This is a genomic window from Acinetobacter venetianus RAG-1 = CIP 110063, assembly GCF_000368585.1.
Classification (GTDB): domain Bacteria; phylum Pseudomonadota; class Gammaproteobacteria; order Pseudomonadales; family Moraxellaceae; genus Acinetobacter; species Acinetobacter venetianus.
Window position 1 is genome coordinate 206130 of record NZ_KB849558.1, and the last position, 25410, is coordinate 231539.

At 38.1% G+C, this 25410-nt stretch carries 25 protein-coding genes; 8 read left to right on the forward strand and 17 right to left on the reverse strand.

All coding sequences use genetic code 11. The features are described from left to right. Positions 1–72 precede the first annotated feature (72 nt). On the forward strand, positions 73–2502 hold the full coding sequence (locus F959_RS06410) for a DNA internalization-related competence protein ComEC/Rec2 (protein ID WP_004878463.1): 2430 nt from the start codon (positions 73–75) through the stop codon (positions 2500–2502). A 1-nt stretch (position 2503) separates the two neighbouring features. On the opposite strand, the gene F959_RS06415 is transcribed toward F959_RS06410, so the two are convergent. Then, positions 2504–3460, reverse strand: coding sequence for a lysophospholipid acyltransferase family protein (locus F959_RS06415; protein WP_004878464.1), 957 nt, complete (start codon positions 3458–3460; stop codon positions 2504–2506). A 138-nt stretch (positions 3461–3598) separates the two neighbouring features. Between F959_RS06415 and sppA the strand changes: the two genes are divergently transcribed. Then, positions 3599–4621 (forward strand): signal peptide peptidase SppA, encoded by a 1023-nt coding sequence (gene sppA, locus F959_RS06420; RefSeq protein ID WP_004878465.1) that lies wholly within the window; start codon positions 3599–3601, stop codon positions 4619–4621. 169 nt (positions 4622–4790) lie between these two features. Then, on the forward strand, positions 4791–5588 hold the full coding sequence (locus F959_RS06425) for an alpha/beta fold hydrolase (protein ID WP_004878466.1): 798 nt from the start codon (positions 4791–4793) through the stop codon (positions 5586–5588). Between the two features lie 45 nt (positions 5589–5633). On the opposite strand, the gene purN is transcribed toward F959_RS06425, so the two are convergent. Both purN and purM read right to left on the reverse strand, forming a co-directional pair. Then, positions 5634–6275: a phosphoribosylglycinamide formyltransferase gene (gene purN, locus F959_RS06430; protein WP_171056592.1), complete on the reverse strand. Its 642-nt coding sequence runs from the start codon at positions 6273–6275 to the stop codon at positions 5634–5636. Beyond that, the gene (gene purM, locus F959_RS06435) at positions 6272–7342 is read right to left on the reverse strand and encodes a phosphoribosylformylglycinamidine cyclo-ligase (RefSeq protein ID WP_004878468.1); all 1071 of its coding nucleotides are present in this window, start codon (positions 7340–7342) and stop codon (positions 6272–6274) included. Before purM ends, purN begins: the two co-directional genes overlap by 4 nt. 134 nt (positions 7343–7476) lie before the next feature. Here purM and cxpE point away from each other — a divergent pair, with 134 nt between their 5' ends. The 4 genes from cxpE to F959_RS06455 all read left to right on the forward strand — a co-directional run bounded on the left by cxpE (position 7477) and on the right by F959_RS06455 (position 13855). Next, positions 7477–8670 carry a chloramphenicol efflux transporter CxpE gene (gene cxpE / locus F959_RS06440; RefSeq protein ID WP_004878469.1) on the forward strand — a complete coding sequence of 398 codons (1194 nt, stop codon included), beginning with the start codon at positions 7477–7479 and terminating at the stop codon, positions 8668–8670. A gap of 20 nt (positions 8671–8690) precedes the next feature. Further along, positions 8691–9389 (forward strand): DnaA ATPase domain-containing protein, encoded by a 699-nt coding sequence (locus tag F959_RS06445; protein ID WP_004878470.1) that lies wholly within the window; start codon positions 8691–8693, stop codon positions 9387–9389. Between the two features lie 113 nt (positions 9390–9502). Continuing rightward, positions 9503–11386: a rhombotarget A gene (gene rbtA, locus F959_RS06450; protein ID WP_004878471.1), complete on the forward strand. Its 1884-nt coding sequence runs from the start codon at positions 9503–9505 to the stop codon at positions 11384–11386. An 18-nt stretch (positions 11387–11404) separates the two neighbouring features. Beyond that, the gene (locus F959_RS06455; RefSeq protein WP_004878472.1) at positions 11405–13855 is read left to right on the forward strand and encodes a CSLREA domain-containing protein; all 2451 of its coding nucleotides are present in this window, start codon (positions 11405–11407) and stop codon (positions 13853–13855) included. A 63-nt stretch (positions 13856–13918) separates the two neighbouring features. On the opposite strand, the gene F959_RS06460 is transcribed toward F959_RS06455, so the two are convergent. The 5 genes from F959_RS06460 to F959_RS06480 all read right to left on the reverse strand — a co-directional run bounded on the left by F959_RS06460 (position 13919) and on the right by F959_RS06480 (position 17381). Further along, a complete protein-coding gene (locus tag F959_RS06460) occupies positions 13919–14308 on the reverse strand; it encodes a DUF3106 domain-containing protein (protein WP_004878473.1) in 390 nt (129 codons plus the stop codon). Next, a complete protein-coding gene (locus F959_RS06465) occupies positions 14298–14621 on the reverse strand; it encodes a hypothetical protein (RefSeq protein WP_004878474.1) in 324 nt (107 codons plus the stop codon). Before F959_RS06465 ends, F959_RS06460 begins: the two co-directional genes overlap by 11 nt. Further along, entirely contained in the window at positions 14614–15222 is a 609-nt protein-coding gene (locus F959_RS06470; RefSeq protein WP_004878475.1) for an RNA polymerase sigma factor, read from the reverse strand. Before F959_RS06470 ends, F959_RS06465 begins: the two co-directional genes overlap by 8 nt. A gap of 158 nt (positions 15223–15380) precedes the next feature. Next, positions 15381–16157 (reverse strand): TrmH family RNA methyltransferase, encoded by a 777-nt coding sequence (locus F959_RS06475; RefSeq protein WP_004878477.1) that lies wholly within the window; start codon positions 16155–16157, stop codon positions 15381–15383. A 252-nt stretch (positions 16158–16409) separates the two neighbouring features. Then, positions 16410–17381 (reverse strand): class 1 fructose-bisphosphatase, encoded by a 972-nt coding sequence (locus F959_RS06480; protein WP_004878478.1) that lies wholly within the window; start codon positions 17379–17381, stop codon positions 16410–16412. Between the two features lie 177 nt (positions 17382–17558). Here F959_RS06480 and F959_RS06485 point away from each other — a divergent pair, with 177 nt between their 5' ends. Then, positions 17559–17753: an NF038105 family protein gene (locus tag F959_RS06485; RefSeq protein ID WP_004878479.1), complete on the forward strand. Its 195-nt coding sequence runs from the start codon at positions 17559–17561 to the stop codon at positions 17751–17753. A gap of 47 nt (positions 17754–17800) precedes the next feature. On the opposite strand, the gene pal is transcribed toward F959_RS06485, so the two are convergent. The 9 genes from pal to ruvA all read right to left on the reverse strand — a co-directional run bounded on the left by pal (position 17801) and on the right by ruvA (position 25402). Further along, positions 17801–18367, reverse strand: a complete 567-nt coding sequence (gene pal, locus F959_RS06490; protein WP_004878480.1) for a peptidoglycan-associated lipoprotein Pal — start codon at positions 18365–18367, stop codon at positions 17801–17803. 22 nt (positions 18368–18389) lie between these two features. Further along, a complete protein-coding gene (gene tolB / locus F959_RS06495; protein WP_004878481.1) occupies positions 18390–19676 on the reverse strand; it encodes a Tol-Pal system beta propeller repeat protein TolB in 1287 nt (428 codons plus the stop codon). A gap of 99 nt (positions 19677–19775) precedes the next feature. Next, the gene (gene tolA / locus F959_RS06500) at positions 19776–21068 is read right to left on the reverse strand and encodes a cell envelope integrity protein TolA (protein WP_004878482.1); all 1293 of its coding nucleotides are present in this window, start codon (positions 21066–21068) and stop codon (positions 19776–19778) included. A gap of 3 nt (positions 21069–21071) precedes the next feature. Further along, positions 21072–21524 carry a protein TolR gene (tolR, locus tag F959_RS06505; RefSeq protein WP_004878483.1) on the reverse strand — a complete coding sequence of 151 codons (453 nt, stop codon included), beginning with the start codon at positions 21522–21524 and terminating at the stop codon, positions 21072–21074. Continuing rightward, positions 21524–22222 carry a protein TolQ gene (tolQ, locus tag F959_RS06510; protein ID WP_004878484.1) on the reverse strand — a complete coding sequence of 233 codons (699 nt, stop codon included), beginning with the start codon at positions 22220–22222 and terminating at the stop codon, positions 21524–21526. The genes tolR and tolQ overlap by 1 nt, the downstream gene beginning before the upstream one ends. Before the next feature lie 25 nt (positions 22223–22247). Further along, entirely contained in the window at positions 22248–22655 is a 408-nt protein-coding gene (gene ybgC, locus F959_RS06515) for a tol-pal system-associated acyl-CoA thioesterase (RefSeq protein ID WP_004878485.1), read from the reverse strand. Between the two features lie 151 nt (positions 22656–22806). Continuing rightward, complete coding sequence (locus tag F959_RS06520) at positions 22807–23700, reverse strand: hypothetical protein (protein WP_004878486.1); 894 nt, start codon at positions 23698–23700, stop codon at positions 22807–22809. 96 nt (positions 23701–23796) lie between these two features. Then, a complete protein-coding gene (ruvB, locus tag F959_RS06525) occupies positions 23797–24792 on the reverse strand; it encodes a Holliday junction branch migration DNA helicase RuvB (RefSeq protein ID WP_004878487.1) in 996 nt (331 codons plus the stop codon). A gap of 4 nt (positions 24793–24796) precedes the next feature. Next, positions 24797–25402 (reverse strand): Holliday junction branch migration protein RuvA, encoded by a 606-nt coding sequence (gene ruvA / locus F959_RS06530; protein ID WP_004878488.1) that lies wholly within the window; start codon positions 25400–25402, stop codon positions 24797–24799. Between the last annotated feature and the right edge of the window lie 8 nt (positions 25403–25410).

A 25410-nucleotide genomic window follows, 5' to 3' on the forward strand; every position in this document is an offset into this window, starting at 1 on the left:
CTCTTGTTAAAGCCCTGAAAAAGGGCTTTAATTTTGCCCTTAGAAAAATCAAAAACTTAATTAAAAAATTAAATGTTAAAACTTATTCTTATAGGGTGGATTGCGGGTATTGCTTTGATGGGGCACAACCTTGCTTTTATCAATGCAACATGGTGGATATGGCTTGTATTGGCAATCCTTATATTTGCTATAGGATTTTATAAAAAACGACAGTCAGCCGTTCGTCAGCCTTTATCTATTTTTCTCATTTTAATAAGTTCAAGTTGGGCATTGTTTTGTGCTGGATATCATTTTGCTGATCAGGCATTGCAGCAACGCCTACAGTTCAGAGAAACTCAAACGCAGCCATTTGAAGCCATTATTTATATCAAGAAAATAGATGAGCTTAGCGACAATGGGCACAAGCAAATTGCAGAAGTTTTAAATCGCTATGATCAGCCTGTAAATTGGTTTCTGTATTTAAAGAAAAATAAAGATCAGTTTGACTTATCTTCTCCCTTAAAACTCGGTAGCTATTACAAAGTTTATGGCACGATCAAGCCAGCGCATAGTTATGCTGTTTCTGGTGCATTTGATCAAGAAAAATGGTTTCTGCAACAAAACGTCATGTCTGCATTTTCTGTAAAGCAGATCGAACTTCTGAGTGATGATGAGGTTTATAGACTCGGTTATCAACAACATTTAAAACAACAACAAAGTATCACTGCAAAATTTCTTTTGAATGTCGAAATGATGCGATTGTCATTTCGATTAAAGTTACAGACCTCAAATTATCAGAATAAAGGACTGATGTTAGCATTGTTGACTGGCGATGAAAGTTTACTTTCTGATGAAATCAAACAACAGTTTCAATTGCTTGGTATCTCACATTTATTGGCAATTTCAGGACCTCATGTACTGATATTTGCTTTGATGCTGACGTGGTTATTGCAGAAAGTGATACAACGTTATTGCCCACAACTTTATCTATGGCAGCCTCGACAAATTGTGCTGCTATTTCCTTTTATAGGTTGCGTATTACTCTATGTCGCATTTGTCGGGTTTGAAATCCCTGCACTTAGAACGTTACTCACGGTTTGTATTGTTGGCTTTTTTCTTCTTGTTCGACAGTCGATTCGACCTTTTGCTTTGTTGGTATATAGCGCAAGTCTATTACTGATTTTTGATCCTTTTAGTATTTTATCAGCGGCATTTTGGTTGTCTTATGGTGCATGTTTTATTCTATTGAGAATTTATCAAACCATAGCGAAATTACCACAAGATCAACCGATGACTTATGTGCAAAAGGGATATTTTGCGATTAAGCTCTTAGTAGAATCACAATGGAAAATTTTTGTGGCTTTACTGCCGTTAGTACTCATTTTCTTTCAGCAAATTTCCTTATTCGCACCTTTGACTAATTTAATCGCCATACCATTTTTAAGTATGATTGTCATCCCATTGGATATTCTTGCTGCTTGCCTAAGTTCCATTATTCCAATATTAGGAACGCTTTTATTTTATATAAATGATGTCTGTTTATCCATTTTGTTGTGGATTTTAAGCTTTTTACAGCAAGCTTCACCTGCGTTATATGGTGTCAGTTGTACTCCACTCATGATGGTGAGTTTAATTGTCGGACTTATCATACTTTTTTTGCCACATGGAACATTTCCAAAAGCTTGGTCGTTGATTGGTTTTTTGCCCATTCTGTTAGGTTTCAAAGCACAACCAACCGTCTTAAATATTTTAGATGTTGGACAAGGGCAGGCGATTTTCCTGCAACATCCTGAGCAAACTTTGATGATTGATACTGGTGGTTCATATGATGAAACAAAATTTAGTATAGGCGAGCGCGTTGTTATTCCCTTCTTACGTCAACAGGGTATAAGGGAACTTAATCATGTGATGTTATCGCATCTGGATCAAGACCACAGTGGCGCATTTCCTAAGATTCAAAATGCTTTCGCTATTGAGCAAGTTCAGTCAAATGAATATCGTAGCACTATGCAATTTAAAGATAATTTCTCATTGTGTCAGCAGGGACAGCAGTGGACTTATACTAATCTTAAAATTGAAGTGCTATCACCACGTACTGAAGATTTAGCACTTGCGAGCAGTCAGCAAAATGAACAATCCTGTGTCATTTATTTAACTTTTTCCAATGCCCAGCCTTATCAGCACTTTTTAATTATGGGCGATGCGGGATGGGAAACTGAATATAAGCTTTTGCAGCAGTATCCTGATTTAAAAGTTGATGTGTTGGTACTTGGTCATCATGGCAGTAAACATAGTTCTGCTTATGATTTTTTAGCAATATTAAGACCAAAGCTAGCGATTGCCTCAGCAGGTTTCGACAATCGTTATGGTCATCCGAGTTTAGAATTGCAACAGCGATTGAAAGCCTTGAATATCCCATTGTTTACAACTGTAAATGCTGGAACGATCAGCTTTATCTTTGATCAGGGGCAGGTTCAGCTCAAACAACAACGGCAACAAGTGAAATGGTTGCAGCGGAAATAGCTTAGATATTTTGCTGCTGCATTGCTTGATTGCGAACTTCATCAACTTTTTCTAATGCCTCTTTCTCATCAATGTCATAAATTTTTTTCAATGCCTTATTGGCACTAAAACGTTTATAACTCCAATGATAATGTTCAGGATAACGTCGAATCAGTTGTTCTAAGCTTTGATGAATGATCAGCGTACCATCCTCGGCAGTTCCTTGATAGATTTGAGGATTAATAGGTTCAATCACCATATCAAATCCATCTTGATCATTACGTTTAGTGTAGAGCAATAATGCAGCAGCTTTAGTTTTTTGAATCATTTTTGCACTCAAGCTGCTTGAAGCTAGAGGAATACCAAAATAATTGACCATCTCACCACCATGATCAGGGGTATGGTCAGGCAAAATAGCTGTGGTTCCACCTTGTTTTAAAGCTTTAAAAATTTGACGCACGCCACTTTCATCCGTTGGAACAAGGTTTGCTTGTTCTCGGCTTCTCGCATCACGGACAAAACGATCAGCGTCAGGGTTTTTAACGGGCTTATACAAAATAGTCATTTGTGTATGTTGAGATAACCATGCATTCATTACTTCCCAGGTGCCAAAGTGTGGAAGAATCAAGACAACCCCTTTTTTTGCGGCGAGAGCTTCATGGAAATAATGTTCACCACTCACATGAAGAATACGTTGAATATTTTTTTTGTTTGATGTTCCCCAAATGCTCAAAAACTCAAAATAGGACGTAATTTCATTTTGAATGGCTTGTTTTTTGAGTCGTTGATGTTCTTGTTCAGATAAATGTGGAAAAGCAATTCGGAGATTTAAACCAATAATTTTAGAAATTTTAGAGAGTTGAAATGTATTAAATAGTGCAGCCAGCAGTTTCGCAAAGAAACGCCCGAGTTGAATCGGCTGGCGGCTAATCAATTTTATAAGACGATAGGAAGTACTTGTCGATGTATGTTGGGTCATTTATCAGAAGGTATTGAGAATTACAAAGGAAAGTATAATGCAAAAAATAATTATAAGTTAAGACAAGTTATTTAAACAGTTTTATGCAAATCCGCGTATATAATAAAACCACTTTACAATATATTGGATTGGAATCTTATGTCCGATTGGCCACCGAAACCACAAAACGAACCAACAAATAGTAATAATGTCACAGGCAAAGAATGGCAAATTTTAGAAAAGGCTGTTTTAGCTTCCGTAGAGGAACAACGTCGTAGCCGTCGTTGGAGTATCTTCTTTAAATGTTTAGGTTTTGCTTATTTACTGATTGTACTTATAGCGATGACTAAAGGATGTTCAACATCAGCAGAAAAATCAACAACAAATATCAGTAGCGACCACCTAGCAGTGGTGGATATTATTGGTACGATTGATTCTTCTAGCAGTCAATCGACTGTCAATAGTGAAGATACCAATAAAGCATTAAAACGTGCTTTTGAAGCGAGCGGTAGCAAAGCGATTGCTTTAAATATTAATTCACCTGGTGGTTCTCCTGTTCAATCAGATGAAATTTGGCAAGAAATTCGTTATTTAAAAAAACAACATCCAGATAAAAAAGTCTATGCTGTGATTGGTGATATGGGTGCATCAGGTGCTTATTATATTGCTTCAGCAGCGGATGAAATTATCGTGAATCCTTCAAGCTTGGTGGGTTCAATTGGTGTGATTATGCCAAATTATGGATTAAGTGGCTTAGCACAAAAGCTTGGTATTGAAGATCGCACACTCACATCGGGTAACAACAAAGATATTTTGAGTATGACGAAACCGATTAATCCTGCTCAACAAGCGCATGTACAATCTGTCTTAGACAATGTGCACACACATTTTATCAATGCGGTTAAAGAAGGTCGTGGTAAGCGTTTGAAATCAACTGATCCTGCGGTGTTCTCAGGTCTATTTTGGACGGGTGAACAAGCGATTGCTTTGGGTGTTGCTGACCGTAGTGGTAGTCTTACAACGCTAATGCGTGAGCTGAAAGTTGAGCAAAAAGTTGATTACACAGTACAGCGTAATCCTTTAGAGTCAATTTTGGGACGTATGGGCGCGAAGATTGGTGAAGGGATTAGTAGTTCATTAGCTGCTCAATTAGAAACTCAGCAAAGTGCAAAAATTCAATAATTTTAGTTTTTAAAATTTGGTTTCCTCTTATTCGTAAGGGGAAACTAAGCAAATCAATTAACGCATCAAATTTCCCTCTTTAAAAATTACTCCATAGTTCTTTCTTTTAATTTGCATTAAAGTGACATAGCGGGATAATTGACCAATCAATAAATTTATAGACAAACTTATGAAACCTTTAATCCATTTCGCGCATGCGAACGGTGTCCCTTCAAAAGTTTATCAAAAACTTTTTGATCAACTCAAAGATGATTATGATGTCATTTATGTATCAGAAATTGGTGCTGATCAACGTTATCCAATTACGCATGGTTGGAAATATTTAGTAGACCAAGTGATTGATAGTATCGTTCAGCAATCGCATGGACGTAAGGTGATTGGATTAGGGCACTCTTTGGGTTCTGTTTTGACCTTAATGGCAGCATATCGTCGTCCTGAATTATTTTCTCAAGTGATCATGCTTGATCCACCTTTTATTATTGGTAAAGCATCTTTCGCTTTTCATTTGGCAAAGTTATTTAAGCCAAAACTTGTTGATCAGATTACACCAGCAGGTTTATCTGCCCGACGCAGAGATCGCTGGGAGTCGCGAGAGCAGGCTGCTGAATTGTTGAGACCAAAAGGTTTTTATCAATACTTCGATGAAGATTGTTTTCAAGCCTATATCGATCATGCCTTAACAAACGATCCGCAAAATAATGGCGTCATGTTAACCATACCTAAACAGGCGGAAGTTAAGATATTTAGAACAACACCATCAATGTGGTGGTTGCCGATGCCTAAGCCAAAAGTTCCTGTTGATTTGGTTGTCGGTCAAGACAGCGTATTTTTAAAGCAGAAGCTTCCTCAAGTGGCACAAAAGAAATTGGATATTCCATTTTCAGTTGTTGACGGAGGGCATATGTTCCCATTGGAACATCCACTGGATACGGTGAAAAAGATTAGAAGTTTGATTAAATCAAAATAAAAAAGATGAGAAGAATCAGCAAATCTAAATTTGCTGATTCATTAGCTACAATTGAGCAAATTGAATAGGGCGCTCTAAAGGTTTTTGGTTGAAATAGGCTTTGCCATTTTCCCAAGATAGCTGACCATTACATATCCATTGTGCAACTTGAGGATAAATGAAATGCTCAAGTTTATGTATGCGTTGCGCTAAGCTTTCCGCTGTATCATTCAAACTAACTTCAATAACTGACTGAGCAATACTTTGGCCAGCGTCGAGTTCAGCTGTTACAAAATGAACCGTACAACCATGCAGGCGATCCCCTGTATTTAATACGCGTTGATGCGTATTAACACCTTTATAGAAAGGTAAGAGAGAAGGGTGAATATTTAACATTTTTCCTTGCCATTTACTGACAAAGTTTGGTGTTAATATGCGCATAAAACCTGCAAGAATGACTAAATCAATCTGCCAATTCAGTAGTTGTTGATGCATTGCTTCATCGAAGCTTTCTCTATTTGGAAAGTCTTTATGCGAAATGACAGCAGTTGCAATATTGGCGTTCTCAGCACGTTGTAACGCATAAGCATCAGCTTTGTTTGAAAGAACACCAATGATTTGCCCTGATAGTTGTTTGCCTTGTTGGGCATCTATCAGGGCTTGTAAGTTGCTACCATTGCCAGAGACAAGTACAGCAATTTTCATTATGCAAAGATCACACGAATTTTTTCGTCTGCGCCTTCAACTGATTCAGCATTTTCTTGGATATGACCAATTTTCCAAGCTTTTTCACCTTGAGCGTTCAATACCTCAACGGCTTTATCCGCTTCGCTTGGATCAACAGCAATCACCATACCAACACCACAGTTGAATGTGCGATACATTTCAAAGCGTTCTACATTGCCTTCGCGTTGTAAAAGTTGGAATAATTCAGACCATTCCCAGCTTGATTCATCAATAACGGCTTGAGCGCCATTTGGAAGAACACGCGGAAGGTTACCCGGCAAACCACCACCAGTGATATGTGCCATTGCATGGACATCAACTTGTTTGCAAAGTTCTAAAACAGGTTTTACATAAATGCGAGTCGGTTCCATTGCAACATCTGCAAGTGGACGACCATCAACGATTTGAGTTAAATCAACATTTTTAACATCTAAAATTTTACGTAGTAAAGAATAGCCATTTGAATGTGCGCCGCTAGAGGCAACACCAATCAATACATCACCAGCTTTTACTTTAGAGCCATCAATAATTTTACTTTGCTCAACAACACCGACAGCAAAACCAGCAAGATCGTAATCTTCACCTTCATACATACCAGGCATTTCAGCAGTTTCACCACCGACTAATGCACAACCTGCAAGCTCACAACCTTTACCAATACCAGTGACTACATTCGCAGCAACATCAACATTCAAATGACCTGTTGCATAGTAATCCAAGAAGAATAATGGTTCAGCACCGCATACAAGTAAGTCATTTACACACATTGCCACAAGGTCTTGACCGATTGTGTCATGGCGGTTCAGATTAAGTGCTAAACGTAGCTTAGTACCTACACCATCAGTTCCTGAAACCAATACAGGCTCTTCATAGCCTTTAGGAATTTTGCATAGTGCACCAAAGCCACCTAGACCGCCCATAACTTCAGGACGAGTGGTACGTTTAGCGACAGATTTGATACGATCGACCAGTGCGTCGCCCGCTTCAATGTCGACCCCCGCATCTTTGTAGCTTAAACCAGTGTTTGGGGTAGAAGTTGAGTTGCTCATAATGAAGTCTCCGCATTGGCGGCAGATTATAACCCGAATATACGAAACTCTTATGTTATTTATGCTCGAAAATGCTATCTTTATTTAAATTTTTTTTTCATTTATAACGATTACACGAAAAAAGGCTAGATTTTATGCAAGATCAGGTACTGCGCCGTATCTTTATCATCGCTGGACTCGCATTGCTTCTCTGGGTCTTATACTTATTGAAACCTGTTGTACTGCCATTTGTCGGCGCATTTTTTATTGCCTACCTGTTTAGTCCGCTTGTTGATGTTCTTGTAAAAATTAAATTACCCCGTTGGTTAGCCATCAGTATCGTATTTGTTGGTATTGGCGTAGGTCTGACAGTTGTTTTGTGGTTCCTTGTACCGTTGGTATGGAAACAGTTAATGTACGCTAGAGACAGTATTCCTGCGGGTATTCACTGGATCAACGCGACGTTCTTGCCTTGGGTTTCACATACGTTCAATGTGGTACCAATGGAAATCGATACTGAGCAAATTTCTAAGACTGTAATGGATTATATCCAAACCAATTATAGTGCAGATAGTATTCAAACGATGGCGTTACGGCTTGCTCAGTCTGGTTTGAATTTTATTCAAATTGGTGGCGTGGTTATTCTTATTCCGATTATTTCTTTCTATTTCTTACTTGATTGGGAAAGAATGTTACAAAGCCTTCGACGTTTAATTCCTCGTCCTTATGAGGCGTCGACATTAACAATCGTTCGTGAGTGCCACAGTGTATTAGGTGCGTTTGTAAAAGGGCAGTTCTTGGTAATGCTTTTACTTGGAATTGTTTATGCGGTAGGTCTACAACTTATCGGTTTAGAGGTTGGCTTAATTATTGGAATGATTGCGGGTTTGGCGAGTATTATTCCTTATTTAGGTTTTGGTGTTGGTATTATTGCAGCTGTGATTGCTTCATTATTCCAATTCGGACTTGATTGGATGCAGCTATTGTTAGTTGGCATTGTATTTATGATTGGTCAAATGGTTGAAGGTTATATTCTGCAACCGTTCCTGTTAGGTGATAAAATTGGTTTATCTCCTGTCGCTGTTGTCTTTGCTGTTTTAGCAGGTGCGCAATTAGGTGGTTTTCTTGGAATGTTGATTGCTTTACCTGTCGCTGCGGTCATCGTTGTTTTGCTTAAACATGCAAGAAATAACTATGAAAAAAGTCGTCTCTATGGATTACCTACCGAAATTATTGTTGCAGAAGGCAGCACTCAGCACATTAGTATCGAAACGAATGAAATAGATATTGATATTGATGTGAAAAACTCTCAAGATACAGAGACTTCAGATACAAACACTTCCAAGTAATTGAGGAAAATACGACATATATGCGTCAACTCCAACTGGATATTGAACCCCAACTGGATGCTCGAATCAGTGATTTTTCGGGGCCAGGTTGGGGGCCTGTAGTTGATGCAATTAGACAGTTACATGCGGGTCTAGTGAGTCGTTTTTATATTTATGGTGGGGCTGGTACTGGAAAGAGTCATTTACTATCAGCAATTTGTGATTCTTATCTTGAATTGGGGCGCCCAGCAATCAAGGTATCTTTATTAGAATTATTAGATGCTCCTATTGAAGCGATTACCTCATTAGAGTTTTATGATTTAGTTGCTTTAGATGACATTGATGCAATCAGTGGTGTTCCACATTGGCAAAAAGCTGTATTTCATTTAATGAATAATCACGAGGGGCAGCTTGTTTTTTCTTCTCGTGTTGCTCCTATTGAATTAAAACTAGAATTACCAGATTTACAGTCAAGGTTAACGCAGGCTGTAAGTGTGAAAGTGCCAAATGGGAGTTCTTTTTCTGATCGACAAGCATTACTTCAATCTGTGATGATCCGTCGAGGCATACATTTTGATCAACAAATTGTAGATTATTTATTATTAAATGGCCCACACCAAGCCTCTATTTTATTACAAACTCTTGCGCAGCTCGAAAAAATGTTGAAGGGCGAAAAAACAAAGCTTTCAAATACAACACTTAAGCAAATTTATGCATTAATTGATGAATATCGCCAATAGCACAAAATTTCTTGAGTAATTTCGAGAGCTGTGACAAAGTACGCACAAAGGAATGTGGTTGCAAATGATTAGTTTGCAATACGAAGAAAAATGAAAAATAGAAGGAGATCGGTATGCTCAAGCGGACGCTTGCCTGTGCTTTATTTGCGATTACTGGACATGTATATTCTGCAGATATTCAAGTTACAACATTAGTTGATGAAGATAAAGATGATACTGTTTGTTCATTACGTGAAGCCGTATTCTTTTTAAATAATAGAGCTGAGACTAAGTACGAAAATGGATATCATGGTTGTGGAGATAAAGATGCAACTTCTACAATCATTTTGCAACGTGATAAAGAATATACTTTAAATAGCTCATTACAGCTTAAAGCAGCAATGACTATTACTGTGGCAAGTAGTGGTGAGTTTAATGATAATAAAAAAGGATTAAATAATGCTACATTGAAAATGGTTGGTAATGATCGATTGTTCTTTATTGATGATGGCAGTGTAGAAAAAGACCTTATTTTAGTTACATTTAATGAGTTAAATCTTAAGGGTTCATCAAGTAAGTTAAACGATGGTGGATTGATTTATAATCGTGAGGCATTAAATATTGTATATTCAAGATTATCTTCTGGCTACGCTGCACGAGGTGGGGCTGTTTATAATGCTGGTATTTTGTCAGATGAACGAAAAACAGCAGGATACGTAAGTTTTAATAATAGTATTATAGAAAAAAATAAGGCTGATCAAGGTGCTGTGATTTATAGTGAAATGCCTCGTTATTTAATTTCGCAATCAGTCATTAGAGATAACGAAGGCACTGCTACAACACCAGATGGTGCTTTATTATATTCACAAACAGGATTTACTGATACTACGACTGGAACAGCACTCGCTACACGTATTGCGGGTTTGCGAAACACAACAATTTTTCATAATAAGGGTGGATATGTTGCAAATGTACGAGAGGGCATGATTCTTAATAATATTACTATGATTAAGAATGCTGCTGGTCTCTATTTGCAAGCACCTAAGTGGACATATACATCTACAACCAATGGTGAAACAACTACAGAGAAATTACCAAGTGCTAATATTTCAAATAGTGTTTTAGTGGATAATGATGGTAAAAACTGCGTAGCTTCAGCAAATGATGAATCGATAGTACAGAGTAATTTAACCGAATTAGATTGTAATCGTAATGCCCCAACGGAAAGACCAAATATTATTTGGGATAAGAGTAAACCCGAACATAAATTAATAGCTGGTGGTGTAGACGATGAGGGAACTTGTGATGCCCCACCAGCAAATGGTCTATTATGTCCATACTACACTCCTAAAGATCAAATGCTTGGATACTTTAAACCCCGACTATTAATGTCATATATTCGACTATCTGACTCACTTATTGTGAATAAAGGTCGAATTTACAGTGATGGTAGTTCAATAGGATTGGCAAGTTGTGAGGCAAGTGATCAACGTGGGAAAACTCGAAGCGGTTATGATGAACTTTGTGATCTAGGAGCTATTGAGCTAGTTATTAATCGTAGTGAAATACCTGTTGCTGGACAAGATATTTTATACGGAGAAACAGCTAAATTTAATATTGCAGATAGCTTTTTAGATGGGGAGTTATTAGATATTGCTTCATGTGAGAAAATTTTGGGGAAACGCTCAGATGGCCAATCTTGGCAACCAGGTTGTTTAGAGATTCAGCAGACTCAAACTGTATCAAAAGGTAAATTAACGCTTGATCAAGAGGGTAATGTTATTTATACACCGAATAGCAATTGGCATGGTGCTGATAAATTCAATTTGCGTATTATAACAACTACAACTCGTTTCAATGATGTTTCAAATTATTACATCACGATCCCTACAACGATTGTTCAAGACCCGCCAAATAATTTCGAAAGTAAAACAGTCAATGTTGGTGGAGGAAGTTTTGGTTTTCCAGCAATTTTAATGTTGTTTGGGTTAATTGGTTTACGCCGTTTCAGAGCTTGAACAAGGATGAGTTTAAAGATGAAAAATTATAAAAAAGGAATTTTGGCTACGATGGTTGTTGCATCAATGCCATTAATTGCTGCAACAAGCACCGATATTATTAAGGTTACTACTTTTGCTGATGAAGATGGAGAAAATACGAATGCTTGCTCATTACGAGAAGCACTAAAAGCTGCCGAAATAAGAAAGTCCTATGGTGGCTGTAGTATTAGTGATATTTCTTCTAGTACAACAAAACAAATTCAACTTGAGGCAGGTACATATACATTAAAAAGTGAGCTGGTTCCTAATGTTACTGTTACTGTTTATGGTGCTAGTCCTTTGGATTGGGAGAAAAAAAGTGCAATTACTAATCGTTACCCAGCTCAAACTGCAATTAAAACAGTGATTGATGGGAATAATAATTCTCGTATTTTCAATACAACGATTGGTGGAAGAGGATTGTTTTTAAATAACCTTACCCTTAAAGGTGGCAAAACCTCTGATCGTGGTGGGGCAATTTATGCAGGGGCAGATATAAGTCTGAATAATGTACAAATTCTTTCTTCTCAGGCCGCGGTTGCTGGGGGGGCAATTTTTCTTGCTGGCCCAACAGCGGGGTTATCTGTCGCAAACTCTGTAATTAAGGCGAATCAATCTCCACTTGGAAGTGTTTTGGGTATGAGTTGTTTCAATGACAACGTGTACTCAAAGCGTGAGATTACTTTCTCTGCAAGTAGCATTATTGCAAATGGTTCAACATCATCAGGTAGCGTGTTCGATTTTTGTGGGGAACCAACAGTTAATTTAACTACAAATACTATAGCTCAAAACAAGGCAAATAGTGCAACTGGAACAATAATTAAGTTTAGTGGTGATACTAAGGCTGGAAGTGCTACAGATAATTCTTCAAGTATTCTGAGTGGTAATAGTAGCTTAGTGATGACGAGTAATACGGTCGTTGAGAACCAAGCGAACACAGTTTTTCTCTATGATAAATTAGGCTTAAAAGCATTAGGTTTCAATGTCTTATCTTTTAATAATAGTAGTTATGCGTGTCGTTATTTGCTAGGTGCTGCTGAGGATCAAGAAAATGTTAATATGTTACTTGCTTATAATGCTTTTGCTTTAAGCGCAAGTAATAATAAATGTGATTTACCAAAAGAAGCACTTCCTGAAGACCATACTAATCTTGATATTAGTACACAAAGTATGGGAACTTTATTAAGTGCTCTACAGCCCGAAACAGAAAATACTTCTTTCTTACCACTGTACTATCCAAAGAATAATAAAACTGAAACAGATTTAGTTGATGTGAGCACAGTAGGTGCGGATGGTTGTAGTACAAATGATCAACGAGGGATAGCACGTATTGCAGATGGTACTCTTTATTATGATCCAGATGCCCGAAATAGTTGTGATATTGGTTCAGTAGAGTTAATGAAGTTTACAGCTGGTGATCTAGAAGATCTGTCGAATGTATCTATTAAAGGTTTGGTTGATGGTTATAAACAGCAAATTGAAAACTATGAATATCTAATAGAAAATCCAGACGATCCATTGCTTACAACATCGGATAAAGATAATTTAGAAATCAATAAAAATCTCTATGACAGTACAAAGAATAACCTGCATTATCGTGCAATTTATGTTGATTTAAAGAAATATCAGTTACCTCTACCGGAAGAGTTAATACAATCAGATGGTACGCATAAGATCCAATTTTTTGATAAAACTTTGTATAATGTTACGACTGAGGCATTAGGGGTTGGTCAAATTAATGATGCCGTTACTAGCGTACAGCCAGATGAAAATTTAGTTTGTTCTTGGAATCAAGATCTTGGGCAAATCATTATTTATCGTAAAGATGACACAATTACTCAAGCTGGCGATAAAGTGTTTTGTAAGTATACTATTCAGTCAATAGCTAATCCAACAGTAAAATCATCGGGGTTAATTAAAGCCGCATTTACTAATATTGCGCCTGAAGTAGAAGATACCTCGGTAACTTTAAAGTATCAACAAAATCAAAAAATTGCTTTGAATTTATTGAAATATGCTAACGATGATGGTGATACGGGGGAGGGTGGAAATGGTCCAGATAATAATCCAAATAAATCAGCTTTTTGGATAAATGAAGAGGGTATTGAATTACCAATTCGTTTAACAAATGTACCGAGTAAGAATATTATTGTTACTGCAGATCGTCAGGGTGCTTGTCCTGCTCCAGATGATAAAGAAACCTGTTATGGCGGTAATATTTATATTCAAGAGTCAAATAACTTTAACCCGTTCAATTACTCATTTAATTACCAAGTTTACGATAATGATAGTACACCTGCTATTTCTAATGTTGGCACTGTAAATATCATTAGTACAGCAACAACAACAGATGATACTCGTAATGCAAGTAGTGGCGGGGGAAGTATGGGGTGGCTTTCTTTACTTGGACTGTTTGGGATGTTGGGCTATCGCCGTATGAAGAAATAAAATTTGATTCAATAAAAATAGCGCCTTTAGGCGCTATTTTTATGCATAGTTTAATTTTTGAAATCAATGTTCAGAATATTTACTTAAGTATTCTTCTCGGATGTTTAATCTTTCTTCAACACTGGCATTCTGCATTCTTTTACGCAATGTATTACGTTCTTGGGTGCTCATTTTTTGCCAAACATCACGCATTTTTTGTTTTTCATTTTCTGGCAGTTGAGTAAACCACTCCATTCTTTGTTGGAGTTGAGTGCTTTGATTTGTCGGAATTTCTTTTAGTGTTTGATAGCGTTGAATCAATACACGTTGTTCTTCAGGCGAGAGATCATCCCAAGCTTCTTCAGTTGTTGGTTTATTAGGTTTAGAAAAAACCCAAAAACGCTCTGAACTAGCAAAACTGGTTTGTAGCAGGCTGAGTGTGCATACAACAAGAGCAATTCTTTTAGCTGCCATGAGGAACTCTATCTTCACCAAAGGCCATTAACATTTCCATATCTTCAACCATTTGTGGTGAAAGTTTTGGATTTACGATCACTTGATTTTGCTGTTTGTCTGCAAGTTGCAATGAACTAGGTAATACAACAATACCCATAAGTGCTGCTGCAAAAGCAAAGCCCGTCATTTTCCAAATACTGTAGTAAGACGTTGGTTTCTTTTGAACAGTATCAAGAACATGATTCATCACTAACATTTTGTTGTGATATTGCTCTTTCTCAAGTTGATCGAGCTTGGAAGTCACTTTTTTTGTGAACTCATCTTTATTCATCTGATGATCCTCCATGTGGATTTAAATGCTCTAAAGCGATTCTGAGTCCTTGAATTGCACGATGATAGTGTGTTTTTACACTGCCTTCACTACAATCCATGATTTGAGCTGTGGTAGATGTATCAAAACCTTCCCAAGCTCTCAACATAAAAGCTTGCTGTTGTCTTACTGGTAGCTGGTTAATCGCTACCTGAATTTCTTCCATTGTTACTTCTTGATTGAGAAATTCAAATGGATTTGGAGTGGATTCATCGACGACATCAATAATTTCATTGTCGTCATCTAGACTCACTTTTTTGAATAGAGAAAATGGGCTTGCTCGACGCGCTTCTTTACGTCGCCAATCCTGTAATTTGTTATTAAGGATGGTATAGAAAAGAGGATACCATTCTTCTGTACTTTTATCAGAATATGATTTGTGTAAGGAAATAAAGGCTTCTTGGACTAAATCCATTGCAATACCTTGTTGTCCTTGCGTCGCACTTTCCATCATCACTAGGGCACGACCAGTAACATCTTGCATAAAAAAACGCAGACGTTGTTCAACAGTACTGTGATCAGTACTGCTATCTGTTCGAGCCTGTTTCGGTGCTAAATCCATAGAGATGGAAAATCCTGTCATGGACACCCACCATTATTTCCAATTCATTAACCATATAACGTTGAAAATGGTGGATTCGTTGACAACTTAAGCAATTATTTTTAGTAGTGTAATTGATTTTCTCAGTAAAAAAATCGTATTTAAAATAAATTAACGTTTTACTGACGTTGGCGAACCATTTCAAAAAAGCAAATTGATCCAGCAATTGCAACATTCAGAGATTCTTGTCCGCCTGGTTGTGGAATCGCAACCGCCTCAGCATGTTCGAGGGCATAATTACTTGCACCTTGTCCTTCATTTCCTAAAATCCATACGCAAGCTTGTGTTAAGTCCTTACTATATAAGCTTGTTGAACGATGGGAACTCGTAACAAAAACTGGAATTTTAAATTGCGGAAGAATGTCTTTAAGTTGAATATTTTCAAAGCAGACTAAGCTAAAGTGTGCGCCCATTCCTGCGCGTAATACACGCGGTGACCAAAGTGATGCAGATCCTTGTGTGCAAATAATTTGTTTGATATTTGCTGCTGCGGCTGAGCGTAAAAGCGTACCTACGTTGCCTGGATCTTGGACATTTTCAAGAATTAAAGTGTCTTGAGTGAAATCAATTTGTACAGGATTCTGTGGTAAATCAATGATTGCCAAACACGGTAATGTTGTACCGAGTGTACTTAAATCTTTATATAAAACTTCACTGATAACGAAAATATGCCCTTGATGAAGCTTAAAGACTTGTTGTAACTCGGGATTTTCTAATGCTTGTTCAGTGGTAAATAGTGAAAAGATTTTCTTTTGTTGTTGTAACCATGCTAGGCATAGGTGAGTACCCTCTAGAACGGTTTGCTGATGTTTCTTTCGGGCACTATTCAGCTCGATCAGCCCACGCAAATGTTTGATTTTTGCATTGTCTTTTGATTCTAGGAAAATAATGGCCATAAGAGTTTGTCTAATAAATTTAGGCTCAATGAATAGGATGGTTTAGCAGTATCAGGCTAAGTTCTCATCTTATTTAAGGGTTAGCCTTCGGTTAAACCTACTTTTCTTGAGAGAAAAGTAGGTAAACCATAGTCATCCACAAAACCTATCGATTTTATTCATTTAAATATCCCATTAAATCTATGAAATATTTAATTTTTTGATACATCGTAGGTTGTGGATGATGTTTCCGAGTATCAAATTTTGATTGGATTAGTGATAGCTTGTCACACGTTCAACTTCATTTTTAGAACCAATAATGACAGGAACGCGTTGGTGTAATTCTGTCGGTTGGATTTCCATAATACGAGCACGACCTGTTGTTGAAGCACCACCAGCTTGTTCGATTAACATACTCATTGGGTTTGCTTCATACATTAAACGTAAACGACCTGCTTTTTTAGGGTCTTTTAAATCGTAAGGATAGAGGAAGATACCACCACGGCACAAAATACGGTGAATATCGCCAACCATACATGCAACCCAACGCATATTAAAGTCTTTTTCACGAACTGAAGTTTTACCTGCTAAAAGTTCATCAATATAACGTTTTACAGGATTTTCCCAATGGCGTTGATTCGATGCATTAATCGCAAATTCTTGCGTATCAGCTGACACCTGAACTTGTTCGGTGGTTAGTAGATAGGTTTGTGTTACTGGATCTAATGTAAAGAACACTACGCCAGCACCAACAGTAAGTGCCAACATTGTTGATGGACCGTATAATACGTAACCTGCAGCAACTTGTTCTATGCCAGCTTGCATGAAGTCATTAGATTGAGTTATGGCATTTTTTGCTGGCAAGATTGAGAAGATTGTGCCTACACACATATTAATGTCGATGTTGCTTGAACCATCTAATGGATCAAATAACACGAGGTATTTACCATTTTCTTGTGCAGGTGTGAAATCATCTAATTCTTCAGACGCTAAACCGCCAACTTGAGGATGTACCTTTAAAGCATCAATTAAATAATCATTAGAAATAACATCTAATTTCTTTTGAGTTTCGCCTTGAACATTTTCATTACCAGCACTGCCCAAAATACCTGCTAAGGCACCTTTTTGTAATGCCTGATCAATTGTCTTACAAGTGTCTGCAATTGTTTCGATGACTTGTGCCAACTCTGGTGTCAAATTCCCATTTTGTTGTTCTAGATATTGGGACAAGGTAAGGTTTGACATAATTGAATAGCTCCGATTTAGCCGCGTCAAAAAATTGATAAAACAATGCGGCTATTTTAGATGAGAACGCTCGAAAATAAAAATTATCTTACTTTATTTATGTTGCTTTTATGATTACAAGCGACAGATTACATGCTATGTTGATCGCATACTAGACAGGAAGTTTGGAGAGCACAGATGTCGACTAAGAATTTTGACGCTACCCCAACGCCAAGTGAGCCAATTAGCTTAGAAAAGATTTCTAAAGAAAATGTGCAAGAGGCGTGGAAAGAGTACGAATCAAAGCCTGAATATAAAGAGTTTAATAAACACGATATGATTGAGTCGATGCAGCCATCTGATAAAAAAGATGATGAAGAATCTCAAACATAAAAAATGCTCACGATATGTGAGCATTTTTATTTGAAGCTAAATCATTATTATTTTAATAATGGTGGTACTGCTTCGTAGTTGATTTCCACACGACGGTTTTCTTTCCAAGCTGCTTCATTGTGACCTGTATTAACAGGTGCTTCTTTACCATAGCTCACAGCTTCAAGTTGCTGTGGATTTACACCATTGGTAATCAAGAAGCTTTCTACAGCTTTTGCACGACGCTCACCAAGTGCCATATTGTATTCACGAGTACCACGTTCATCAGTGTGGCCTGTTAAAGCAACTTTTGAGTTGGCATTTGCAACTAAGAATTGAGCATGTGCTTGTAGTGTTTGATAGTCTTCATTTGATAAATCACTACTGTCATAGTCGAAATGAACAACACGTTTAGCTAAAAATGCTTTATTTGCAGCAGTAACACCTTTAGAAGATGCACCAGCTAGATTTTGTGCATTTAATGCAGCATCTTCGCTTAAACCTTCTGTGCTTACAGTAGTTGAACCATTTGGTGTATTACCAGTTGTGATTTCAGCAGCTGGTTTACGGCTTGCACATCCTGTAAATACAAGCGTTGCAGCAATAAGTGGAAGTGTTAAATATTTAATATTCATTTGAATCTCCAATCGATTGAATTTATTTTGGTGCCCAAGCTGGTTCTCGAACTTCGCCTTGTTCGCTTGGCAAGTTCATACGGAAACGACCATCTGTTGACATGATTGATAACAGGCCACGATTACCTTCACGCGTTGCATAAACCACCATTTGTCCATTTGGTGAGAAGCTTGGTGATTCGTCTAGACTTGTTGGGGTTAAGATATTTGTGATGCCTGTATTAATATCTTGAATCGCAACTTTGTAATTGCTGCCGCTAGGTCGATGAACAAGTGCAATTTTTTTGCCATCAGCACTCAATGTACCTCGTGCATTGAACGCACCTTTGAATGTAAGTCGTTTAACTGATCCATCATCAAAACTATAACGATAAATTTGTGGAGAGCCACCACGGTCAGAGGTAAAAATAAATGATTTTCCATCTGGTGCGTAACGTGCTTCAGTATCAATCGCTGAGTCCGTAGTCATTCGTTTTACTTGGCGAGTTCCTAAATCCATTTGATAGATTTCTGGGTTTCCATGCATAGATGCTGTGAAGAGCATAGACTTGCCATCTGGAGAGAAACTTGGTGCGCCGTTCAAACCACGGAAACTCGCTAAAACCTCTCTTTCACCCGTTGCTAAATCTTGCATATAAATTGCAGGGCGTTTGGTTTCAAATGAGACATAAGCAATTTTCTTGGCATCAGGTGACCATGTCGGTGACAGAATAGGATCGCGTGATGAAAGTACAGTTTTCGGCTGTTCGCCATCTGTATCAGCAATTTGTAATGTATAGCGTTGAGCTGGAGTCGCTTGATTTCTTAATACATAAGCAATACGACCGCTGAAGTCGCCTGCAATGCCAGTTAATGCTTGATAAATTGCATCACTGATCATGTGACCCGCTTGGCGTACTCTTGAGTTTGGAACTGTTAACACTTCGTTGAGTAAGTATTGACGTTTTTGTACATCGTATAACTGGTAATGGACTTCAAAAGAGTTTCCAGTAATTGGCTTAAGTTGACCAACGACAACATAAGGAACGCCAGCACTTTGCCAATTTTCCGCTTGAATTTGATTGAGTTGTGCAGTCGCAGGAAGATTTTGTGATGCACTTGTAAAACGACCTGAACGATTTAAGTCGTTTTCAATGATGGGGTAGAGCGCATTATTGTCATTACCAAAAGGAACGATTGCAATCTTTGGTGCTTGTTCGGGTGCCTTAGCAATTTCTAGGTGTAATTGTGCAAAGGTCGTGGCTGGTACAGTTAAGCTAAGCGCTGTAAGAACTGCCAAAGAAATAAGATGTCTACGCGTATTTTCCATAATTACAATTACTTGAGCTGGTGTTTTGAGACAGTTGATTATTTAACATACTTAACATGCTTTCGGCTATTAAAAACGAAGCATGTTAACTATTCATTACTATTTTGCTGTGAAACTTGAAGTAAAGCTTCTTGCCTCACGACGAGCATCTGGATCTTGAGGCATCGGATATGGAGCAGCGGCTCGAACGGCAGCTTCAATACTAGCTTTCATGTCTGGATCTGATGAATTTACAATAACAGACATAACAGCACCGCTATCATTAAGAGTTACACGAGCTGTAGCTTTCTGACCAGATGAGCTCATTGGAATATTCCAAGTACGATAGATTTTCTTTTCAAAATCTTGCTTTGCTGTCGATGCAATTCGTTTAGCTTCCGCTTTTTTCTGTGCAGCATCTTGTTCAGCTTTTTTCGCAGCAGCAGCTTTTTCTTCTGCATCAGCTTTAGCTTTGGTCTCTGCATCGGCTTTACGTTTAGCTTCTGCATCGGCTTTACGTTTAGCTTCTGCATCAGCCTTAGCTTTGGCATCCGCATCAGCTTTGCGTTTAGCGTCTGCATTAGCCTTAGCTTTGGCATCCGCATCAGCTTTTCGTTTAGCATCAGCATCGGCTTTACGTTTAGCTTCTGCTTCAGCTTTGCGTTTAGCGTCTGCATTAGCCTTAGCTTTGGCATCAGCATCGGCTTTACGTTTAGCCTCTGCGTCAGCTTTTCGTTTGGCATCTGCATCGGCTTTTCGTTTGGCATCTGCATCGGCTTTTCGTTTAGCTTCCGCATCAGCTTTGCGCTTGGCATCTTGCTGAGCTTGTAACTTTGCATTTTCTGCAGCTTTCTGTTGCTGCTTCAATTTGGCATCTTGTTCAGCTTTTTGGCGTGCTTTAGCATCAGCTTCCGCTTTTTGATCAGCTCTGCGTTTAGCATCTGCATCCGATTTAGCTTTAGCATCTGCCTTTTGTTTGGCTTCTGATTCATCACGTTGCTTTTGTGCCTGAGCTTCAGCAAGTTTGCGTTGCTCTTCAATTTTTTTAGCACGAGCAGCTTCATCAGCATTACTTTTTTGTTCGGCTAACTTTTCTTGCTCAGCTTTTTGTTGTTCCAAATTTGGTTGTTGAGTCGTTGGTTTAGGCGGTACGACAGGAATATTTTCTGGCAAGGTTTGATCGACAATCTGACTTTGCACTTCATTTGCTTGGTTTTCTGCAGAAGCTTGTTCATCATTAATTTGAGGAAGATCTTCGGGTTTTACTAAAACTGTTGTCAGTTTTTTTGGCTGCTCAGGTGGTTTGCTCAAGCCTAAAAAAAGCAAGCCAACAATCGCGATTGCATGAACACCGAGTGTGAAACCCAGTGCAATCGCATTTTGCTTAAATGGAGGCTCTTGAATTTTTTTCATAGCTTATTTTAATGGCTCTGTAAGTAAACCAACTTGTGTTAAACCTGCTTCTTGCAAACTTGCCATGAGCGATACAACTTCGCCGTAAGGGCGTGTCTTATCACCATTTACCAATACAGTTAGTTGTTTGTTGTCTTGTTCAGCTTGCTTTTGAGCATCGCTTAGGACTGTTTCAAGTTGTTCTAGCGATAGGGGTTCACTATCCTTGTATTCTTGATACTGTAGATAAATATTTCCATCTTTTCCAATCGTTACCATTGCAGGCATATCTTTTGATTCGATTGGATGATTATTTGCTTGCGGCAAATCTACTTTAATTCCACTGGTGATCATTGGTGCCGTAACCATGAAAATGACAAGGAGCACCAACATGACGTCAATATAAGGAACGACGTTCATATCACTTTTAAGTGGTTTTTTGATACGTTCAAAACGTCCTGAGCGCTGAATTGCCATTATGCATCTTCCTGTGTCGTTCCAATTGACTGACGTTGTAGAAGAGCAACCATTTCTTCTGCAAATAATGCGCGATCAGAATAGATAGATTCGCCTTTTGCAGTGCAATGGTTAAATGCAAGTACTGCTGGAATTGCTGCAAAAAGACCAATTGCGGTTGCGATTAAAGCTTCTGCAATACCAGGGGCAACAGTGGCTAAAGTCACTTGATCAACGGCTGCCAGACCGATAAAGGCATTCATAATGCCCCAAACTGTTCCAAACAAACCGATATAAGGGGCAACTGAACCGATACTTGCGAGAGCACCCAAGCCTTGTTCTAAACCACCTTGATCGCGGCTTAAACCAACACGAAGGATGCGTTCAGTACCTTCAATGGTTTGGTTAGTATCAGCTTTACGTTTTTGAAGTTTGAAAAACTCACCTAAACCTTGATAGAAGATATCTTCTAAACCACGACGTTTAGAGTTGAGTTGAGCATTGTTATATAACGTATTTAATTCGGCACCTGACCAGAACATTTTTTGAAAATGTTCATCCTCTTGGCCTGCTTTCTTGAAACCCATATGCAATTTGGCAATTAAATACCAGCTATAAATCGATGCGAGTAATAAGATCAGCATAACCAGTTGTACAACAGGGCTTGCTTGTAAAATCAAATCAGAAATATGCAGGGAAGATTCTAGGTTAGTTGCCATAAGTTGCTGTGCCGAAAGTTTATTTTTAGTCCTGTGCTAATTCTTTTTGAATCAGATCACGAATTTCCTCAGGTAGTCTACGTGGCATTAATTCTTTATTCAAACATGCCAACGTTACCTCACCTGAAGCCAGCAAGATTTCACCACGATAAATATTTTGTTGCAACACAAATGATGCTGCTTTACACGAAATAACACGTGCTGTAACGGTAATTAAATCATCCATTAATATTGGGCGTACATATTTGACTTGAATTTGATGAACAACGAAGTTGTAGTCTTGTTGATGCCAGTAGTGATCAACACCCGCTGCGCGTAGCCATTCAGTACGTGCACGCTCCATAAAGCGGATATGATTGGCATGGTAAACAATACCGCCTGCATCAGTGTCTTCGATATAAACGCGAATATTGAACTCAAAATGATTTGCCATCTCTTTTACCTATTGGTTTCGTACTGGGAGCAATGAGGGAATGATAAGATCTCGATGAGACTAAAGAAATAGTAATAAATAACATATTCTTGGTGCTGATAAAAAAAGCCCTAACAAGTTGAGGGCTTCTTCAAAAAGAAATAAATAATCTTTATTCTAAGTCAGACCATTCAATCGTTTTAGGATATCCAGCCACTGTGATTCCATCGGCATAAGCTCGAATGAGCGCTTTGTAATTGCTCGTATTCGAAATCTTAATTGAATTTTTCACATTATTCGTATCTTCAATTACGATATCTGCTGAATTAGGGTAGAAAGCAATTTTATCATTAATGTTTTCAAATCTAATATCACTTTTGAAATTCACAGAGAAGATTTTGTTGTCTGGATCTCCTTCGACATTTCCTTGACTAGTTACTGTCAGATTGTTTACGTTGAGTTGATAGTTGTTAGCAATTAGTTGGTTCGATTCCTTTGTTTCGTTATCAAAAACATTAAAAGTCATTTTTTTAATTTGGTATTGAGCATTGTTATAACTGTATTTGCTGATAATACTGCCATTATAAGTAATAGTATCATTATTTGAAGGCGTGATTTTGAAGTTTTTTAGCGTAGTCTCATAACGGCCTGAATCTGTATAAAGTGTTTCTTTACTGTTTACTGATCCAGAAATAGTTATAACTCGTAACTGTGTAATGATGCTGTCGTCATTGGCATAATCTAGAAATGAGCATTTATTAAATGTAATGCTCTTATCGCTATTTTTTGTATACGATCCATCCGAACATTTAAAGTTATTATTAGCATAAATACCGTAATAGAGACTTTCAGCAAACTCAGTACCAATTAATAAGATGTTGTTTTGATCTTGAGATAAATTTGTTATTGGTTCATAAATTGATTCAATTGTCTCTGCTTTGGTGTAGTCTACTTTTTCTTTGCTTTGAAAAGAGTTTTCATTATTGTTGCTATCACTCCCACCACCGCAAGCTGTTAATAATACAATGCTACTATAAAATGTTGTTGTTAATAACTTATTTTTCATTTCGACCCTTAATAAAATAATGAAGCAATTAGAATAATCTGTATATTATTTTAATTGCTTCATTATAGAAAGTATTTTATTAAGAATGTTTTTATATTATTCAGGGGGAGTCATACCAAATTGTAAATAAGCTATATTAGTAGCAATACGACCACGGGCCGTACGCATCACATAACCTTGTTGAATGAGATAAGGTTCGATGACATCTTCTAATGTACCGCTATCTTCAGCCATCGCTGCTGCTAAAGCTTCAACACCTGTCGGGCGACCCTCAAAACGCTCAAGTAACATACTCAGATAGCGTCGATCTAAGGTATCTAAACCCATTTTGTCAACATTGAGCATATCTAAAGCGCGTTGAGCCATGTCTTGTGTCACTTCACCAGTGCCTTTAACTTGGGCATAGTCGCGGACACGACGGAGTAGACGATTTGCAATACGTGGTGTACCGCGTGAGCGACGTGCAATTTCCATTGAACCATCATGAGTAATAGGTACATCCATGAGGTTTGCCGAACGTGTGACAATGTGAGTTAAATCTTCGACAGAATAAAACTCTAAACGTTGTACGATCCCAAAACGATCACGTAAAGGTGAGGTGAGTAGACCTGCACGAGTCGTTGCCGCAACGAGTGTAAATGGCGGTAAATCGAGCTTAATTGAGCGAGCCGCTGGACCTTCGCCGATCATGATGTCGAGCTGATAGTCTTCCATTGCGGGATAGAGAATTTCTTCAATCACAGGTGAAAGACGATGAATTTCATCAATAAATAAAACATCACCTTCTTCTAAATTGGTCAGCATGGCTGCTAAATCACCAGCACGCTCTAAGACAGGGCCAGAAGTTGATTTAAGATTTCCACCCATTTCACGTGCGATAATATTTGCGAGTGTCGTTTTACCTAAACCTGGTGGGCCAAAGATCAATGTATGGTCTAGCGCTTCGCCACGACCACGAGCTGCACCGATGAAGATTTCCATTTGCTCACGAACCACAGGTTGACCAATATAATCAGCCAATGACGTCGGGCGAATGGCGCGATCAAAATGATCTTCGGGTTTTTCTGTTCCACTAATAAGACGATCTTGCATAAAGTTACTTCATCATTGATTTAAGCGCAGCACGAATAATATCGGCAGATTCAGTATGATCTGCTTTTACGGCAGCAACCGCTTTTTGTGCTTCCGCAGGTTTATAGCCTAAAGATTGTAAAGCGGCTTCAGCTTCAGCAACAGGTGAATTTGCCATAAATTGTATTTGAGTTGCAGTGGTATTTGTTGTGCTGCTTGTGGTTTGAGCCAATGCTTTGAAACGATCTCGTAGCTCAATCATTAAACGTTCAGCTGTTTTTTTACCAACACCCGGAACTTTAACGAGTGTATTAAGATCATCGTGCTCAATCGTATGGATGAGTAGTTCTACACTTAATGTTGATAGAATTCCTAATGCCATTTTTGGCCCAACACCATTCACTTTGAGTAGTGTACGGAAAATAGTTTTCTCTTGCGAATCAATAAAACCGTAAAGTTGTTGAGCATCTTCCCGAACAACTAAATGCGTCCATAGCGTGACTTTCTGTCCTTTTTGTAATTGGCAAAATGTCGAAAGAGGTGTGTCGATTTCATAACCCACACCATTTACATTGAGTAATACTGTTGGGGCTTCTAAGGCAAACACTTCGCCAATTAAACATCCGATCATCGAGTCTT

Excerpts from the sequence above, each read along its gene's own strand:
- cxpE (WP_004878469.1), top strand. The coding sequence starts at position 7,477 with ATGCAAGATCAGGTACTGCGCCGTATCTTTATCATCGCTGGACTCGCA.
- F959_RS06425 (WP_004878466.1), top strand. The coding sequence starts at position 4,791 with ATGAAACCTTTAATCCATTTCGCGCATGCGAACGGTGTCCCTTCAAAA.
- F959_RS06465 (WP_004878474.1), bottom strand. The coding sequence starts at position 14,621 with ATGAATAAAGATGAGTTCACAAAAAAAGTGACTTCCAAGCTCGATCAA.
- F959_RS06480 (WP_004878478.1), bottom strand. The coding sequence starts at position 17,381 with ATGTCAAACCTTACCTTGTCCCAATATCTAGAACAACAAAATGGGAAT.
- F959_RS06520 (WP_004878486.1), bottom strand. The coding sequence starts at position 23,700 with ATGAAAAATAAGTTATTAACAACAACATTTTATAGTAGCATTGTATTA.
- tolA (WP_004878482.1), bottom strand. The coding sequence starts at position 21,068 with ATGAAAAAAATTCAAGAGCCTCCATTTAAGCAAAATGCGATTGCACTG.
- F959_RS06445 (WP_004878470.1), top strand. The coding sequence starts at position 8,691 with ATGCGTCAACTCCAACTGGATATTGAACCCCAACTGGATGCTCGAATC.
- ybgC (WP_004878485.1), bottom strand. The coding sequence starts at position 22,655 with ATGGCAAATCATTTTGAGTTCAATATTCGCGTTTATATCGAAGACACT.
- F959_RS06415 (WP_004878464.1), bottom strand. The coding sequence starts at position 3,460 with ATGACCCAACATACATCGACAAGTACTTCCTATCGTCTTATAAAATTG.
- F959_RS06455 (WP_004878472.1), top strand. The coding sequence starts at position 11,405 with ATGAAAAATTATAAAAAAGGAATTTTGGCTACGATGGTTGTTGCATCA.
- tolR (WP_004878483.1), bottom strand. The coding sequence starts at position 21,524 with ATGGCAATTCAGCGCTCAGGACGTTTTGAACGTATCAAAAAACCACTT.
- F959_RS06460 (WP_004878473.1), bottom strand. The coding sequence starts at position 14,308 with ATGGCAGCTAAAAGAATTGCTCTTGTTGTATGCACACTCAGCCTGCTA.
- ruvA (WP_004878488.1), bottom strand. The coding sequence starts at position 25,402 with ATGATCGGATGTTTAATTGGCGAAGTGTTTGCCTTAGAAGCCCCAACA.
- F959_RS06470 (WP_004878475.1), bottom strand. The coding sequence starts at position 15,222 with ATGGATTTAGCACCGAAACAGGCTCGAACAGATAGCAGTACTGATCAC.
- ruvB (WP_004878487.1), bottom strand. The coding sequence starts at position 24,792 with ATGCAAGATCGTCTTATTAGTGGAACAGAAAAACCCGAAGATCATTTT.
- purM (WP_004878468.1), bottom strand. The coding sequence starts at position 7,342 with ATGAGCAACTCAACTTCTACCCCAAACACTGGTTTAAGCTACAAAGAT.
- rbtA (WP_004878471.1), top strand. The coding sequence starts at position 9,503 with ATGCTCAAGCGGACGCTTGCCTGTGCTTTATTTGCGATTACTGGACAT.
- F959_RS06475 (WP_004878477.1), bottom strand. The coding sequence starts at position 16,157 with ATGGCCATTATTTTCCTAGAATCAAAAGACAATGCAAAAATCAAACAT.
- tolQ (WP_004878484.1), bottom strand. The coding sequence starts at position 22,222 with ATGGCAACTAACCTAGAATCTTCCCTGCATATTTCTGATTTGATTTTA.
- F959_RS06485 (WP_004878479.1), top strand. The coding sequence starts at position 17,559 with ATGTCGACTAAGAATTTTGACGCTACCCCAACGCCAAGTGAGCCAATT.
- pal (WP_004878480.1), bottom strand. The coding sequence starts at position 18,367 with ATGAATATTAAATATTTAACACTTCCACTTATTGCTGCAACGCTTGTA.
- F959_RS06410 (WP_004878463.1), top strand. The coding sequence starts at position 73 with ATGTTAAAACTTATTCTTATAGGGTGGATTGCGGGTATTGCTTTGATG.
- tolB (WP_004878481.1), bottom strand. The coding sequence starts at position 19,676 with ATGGAAAATACGCGTAGACATCTTATTTCTTTGGCAGTTCTTACAGCG.
- sppA (WP_004878465.1), top strand. The coding sequence starts at position 3,599 with ATGTCCGATTGGCCACCGAAACCACAAAACGAACCAACAAATAGTAAT.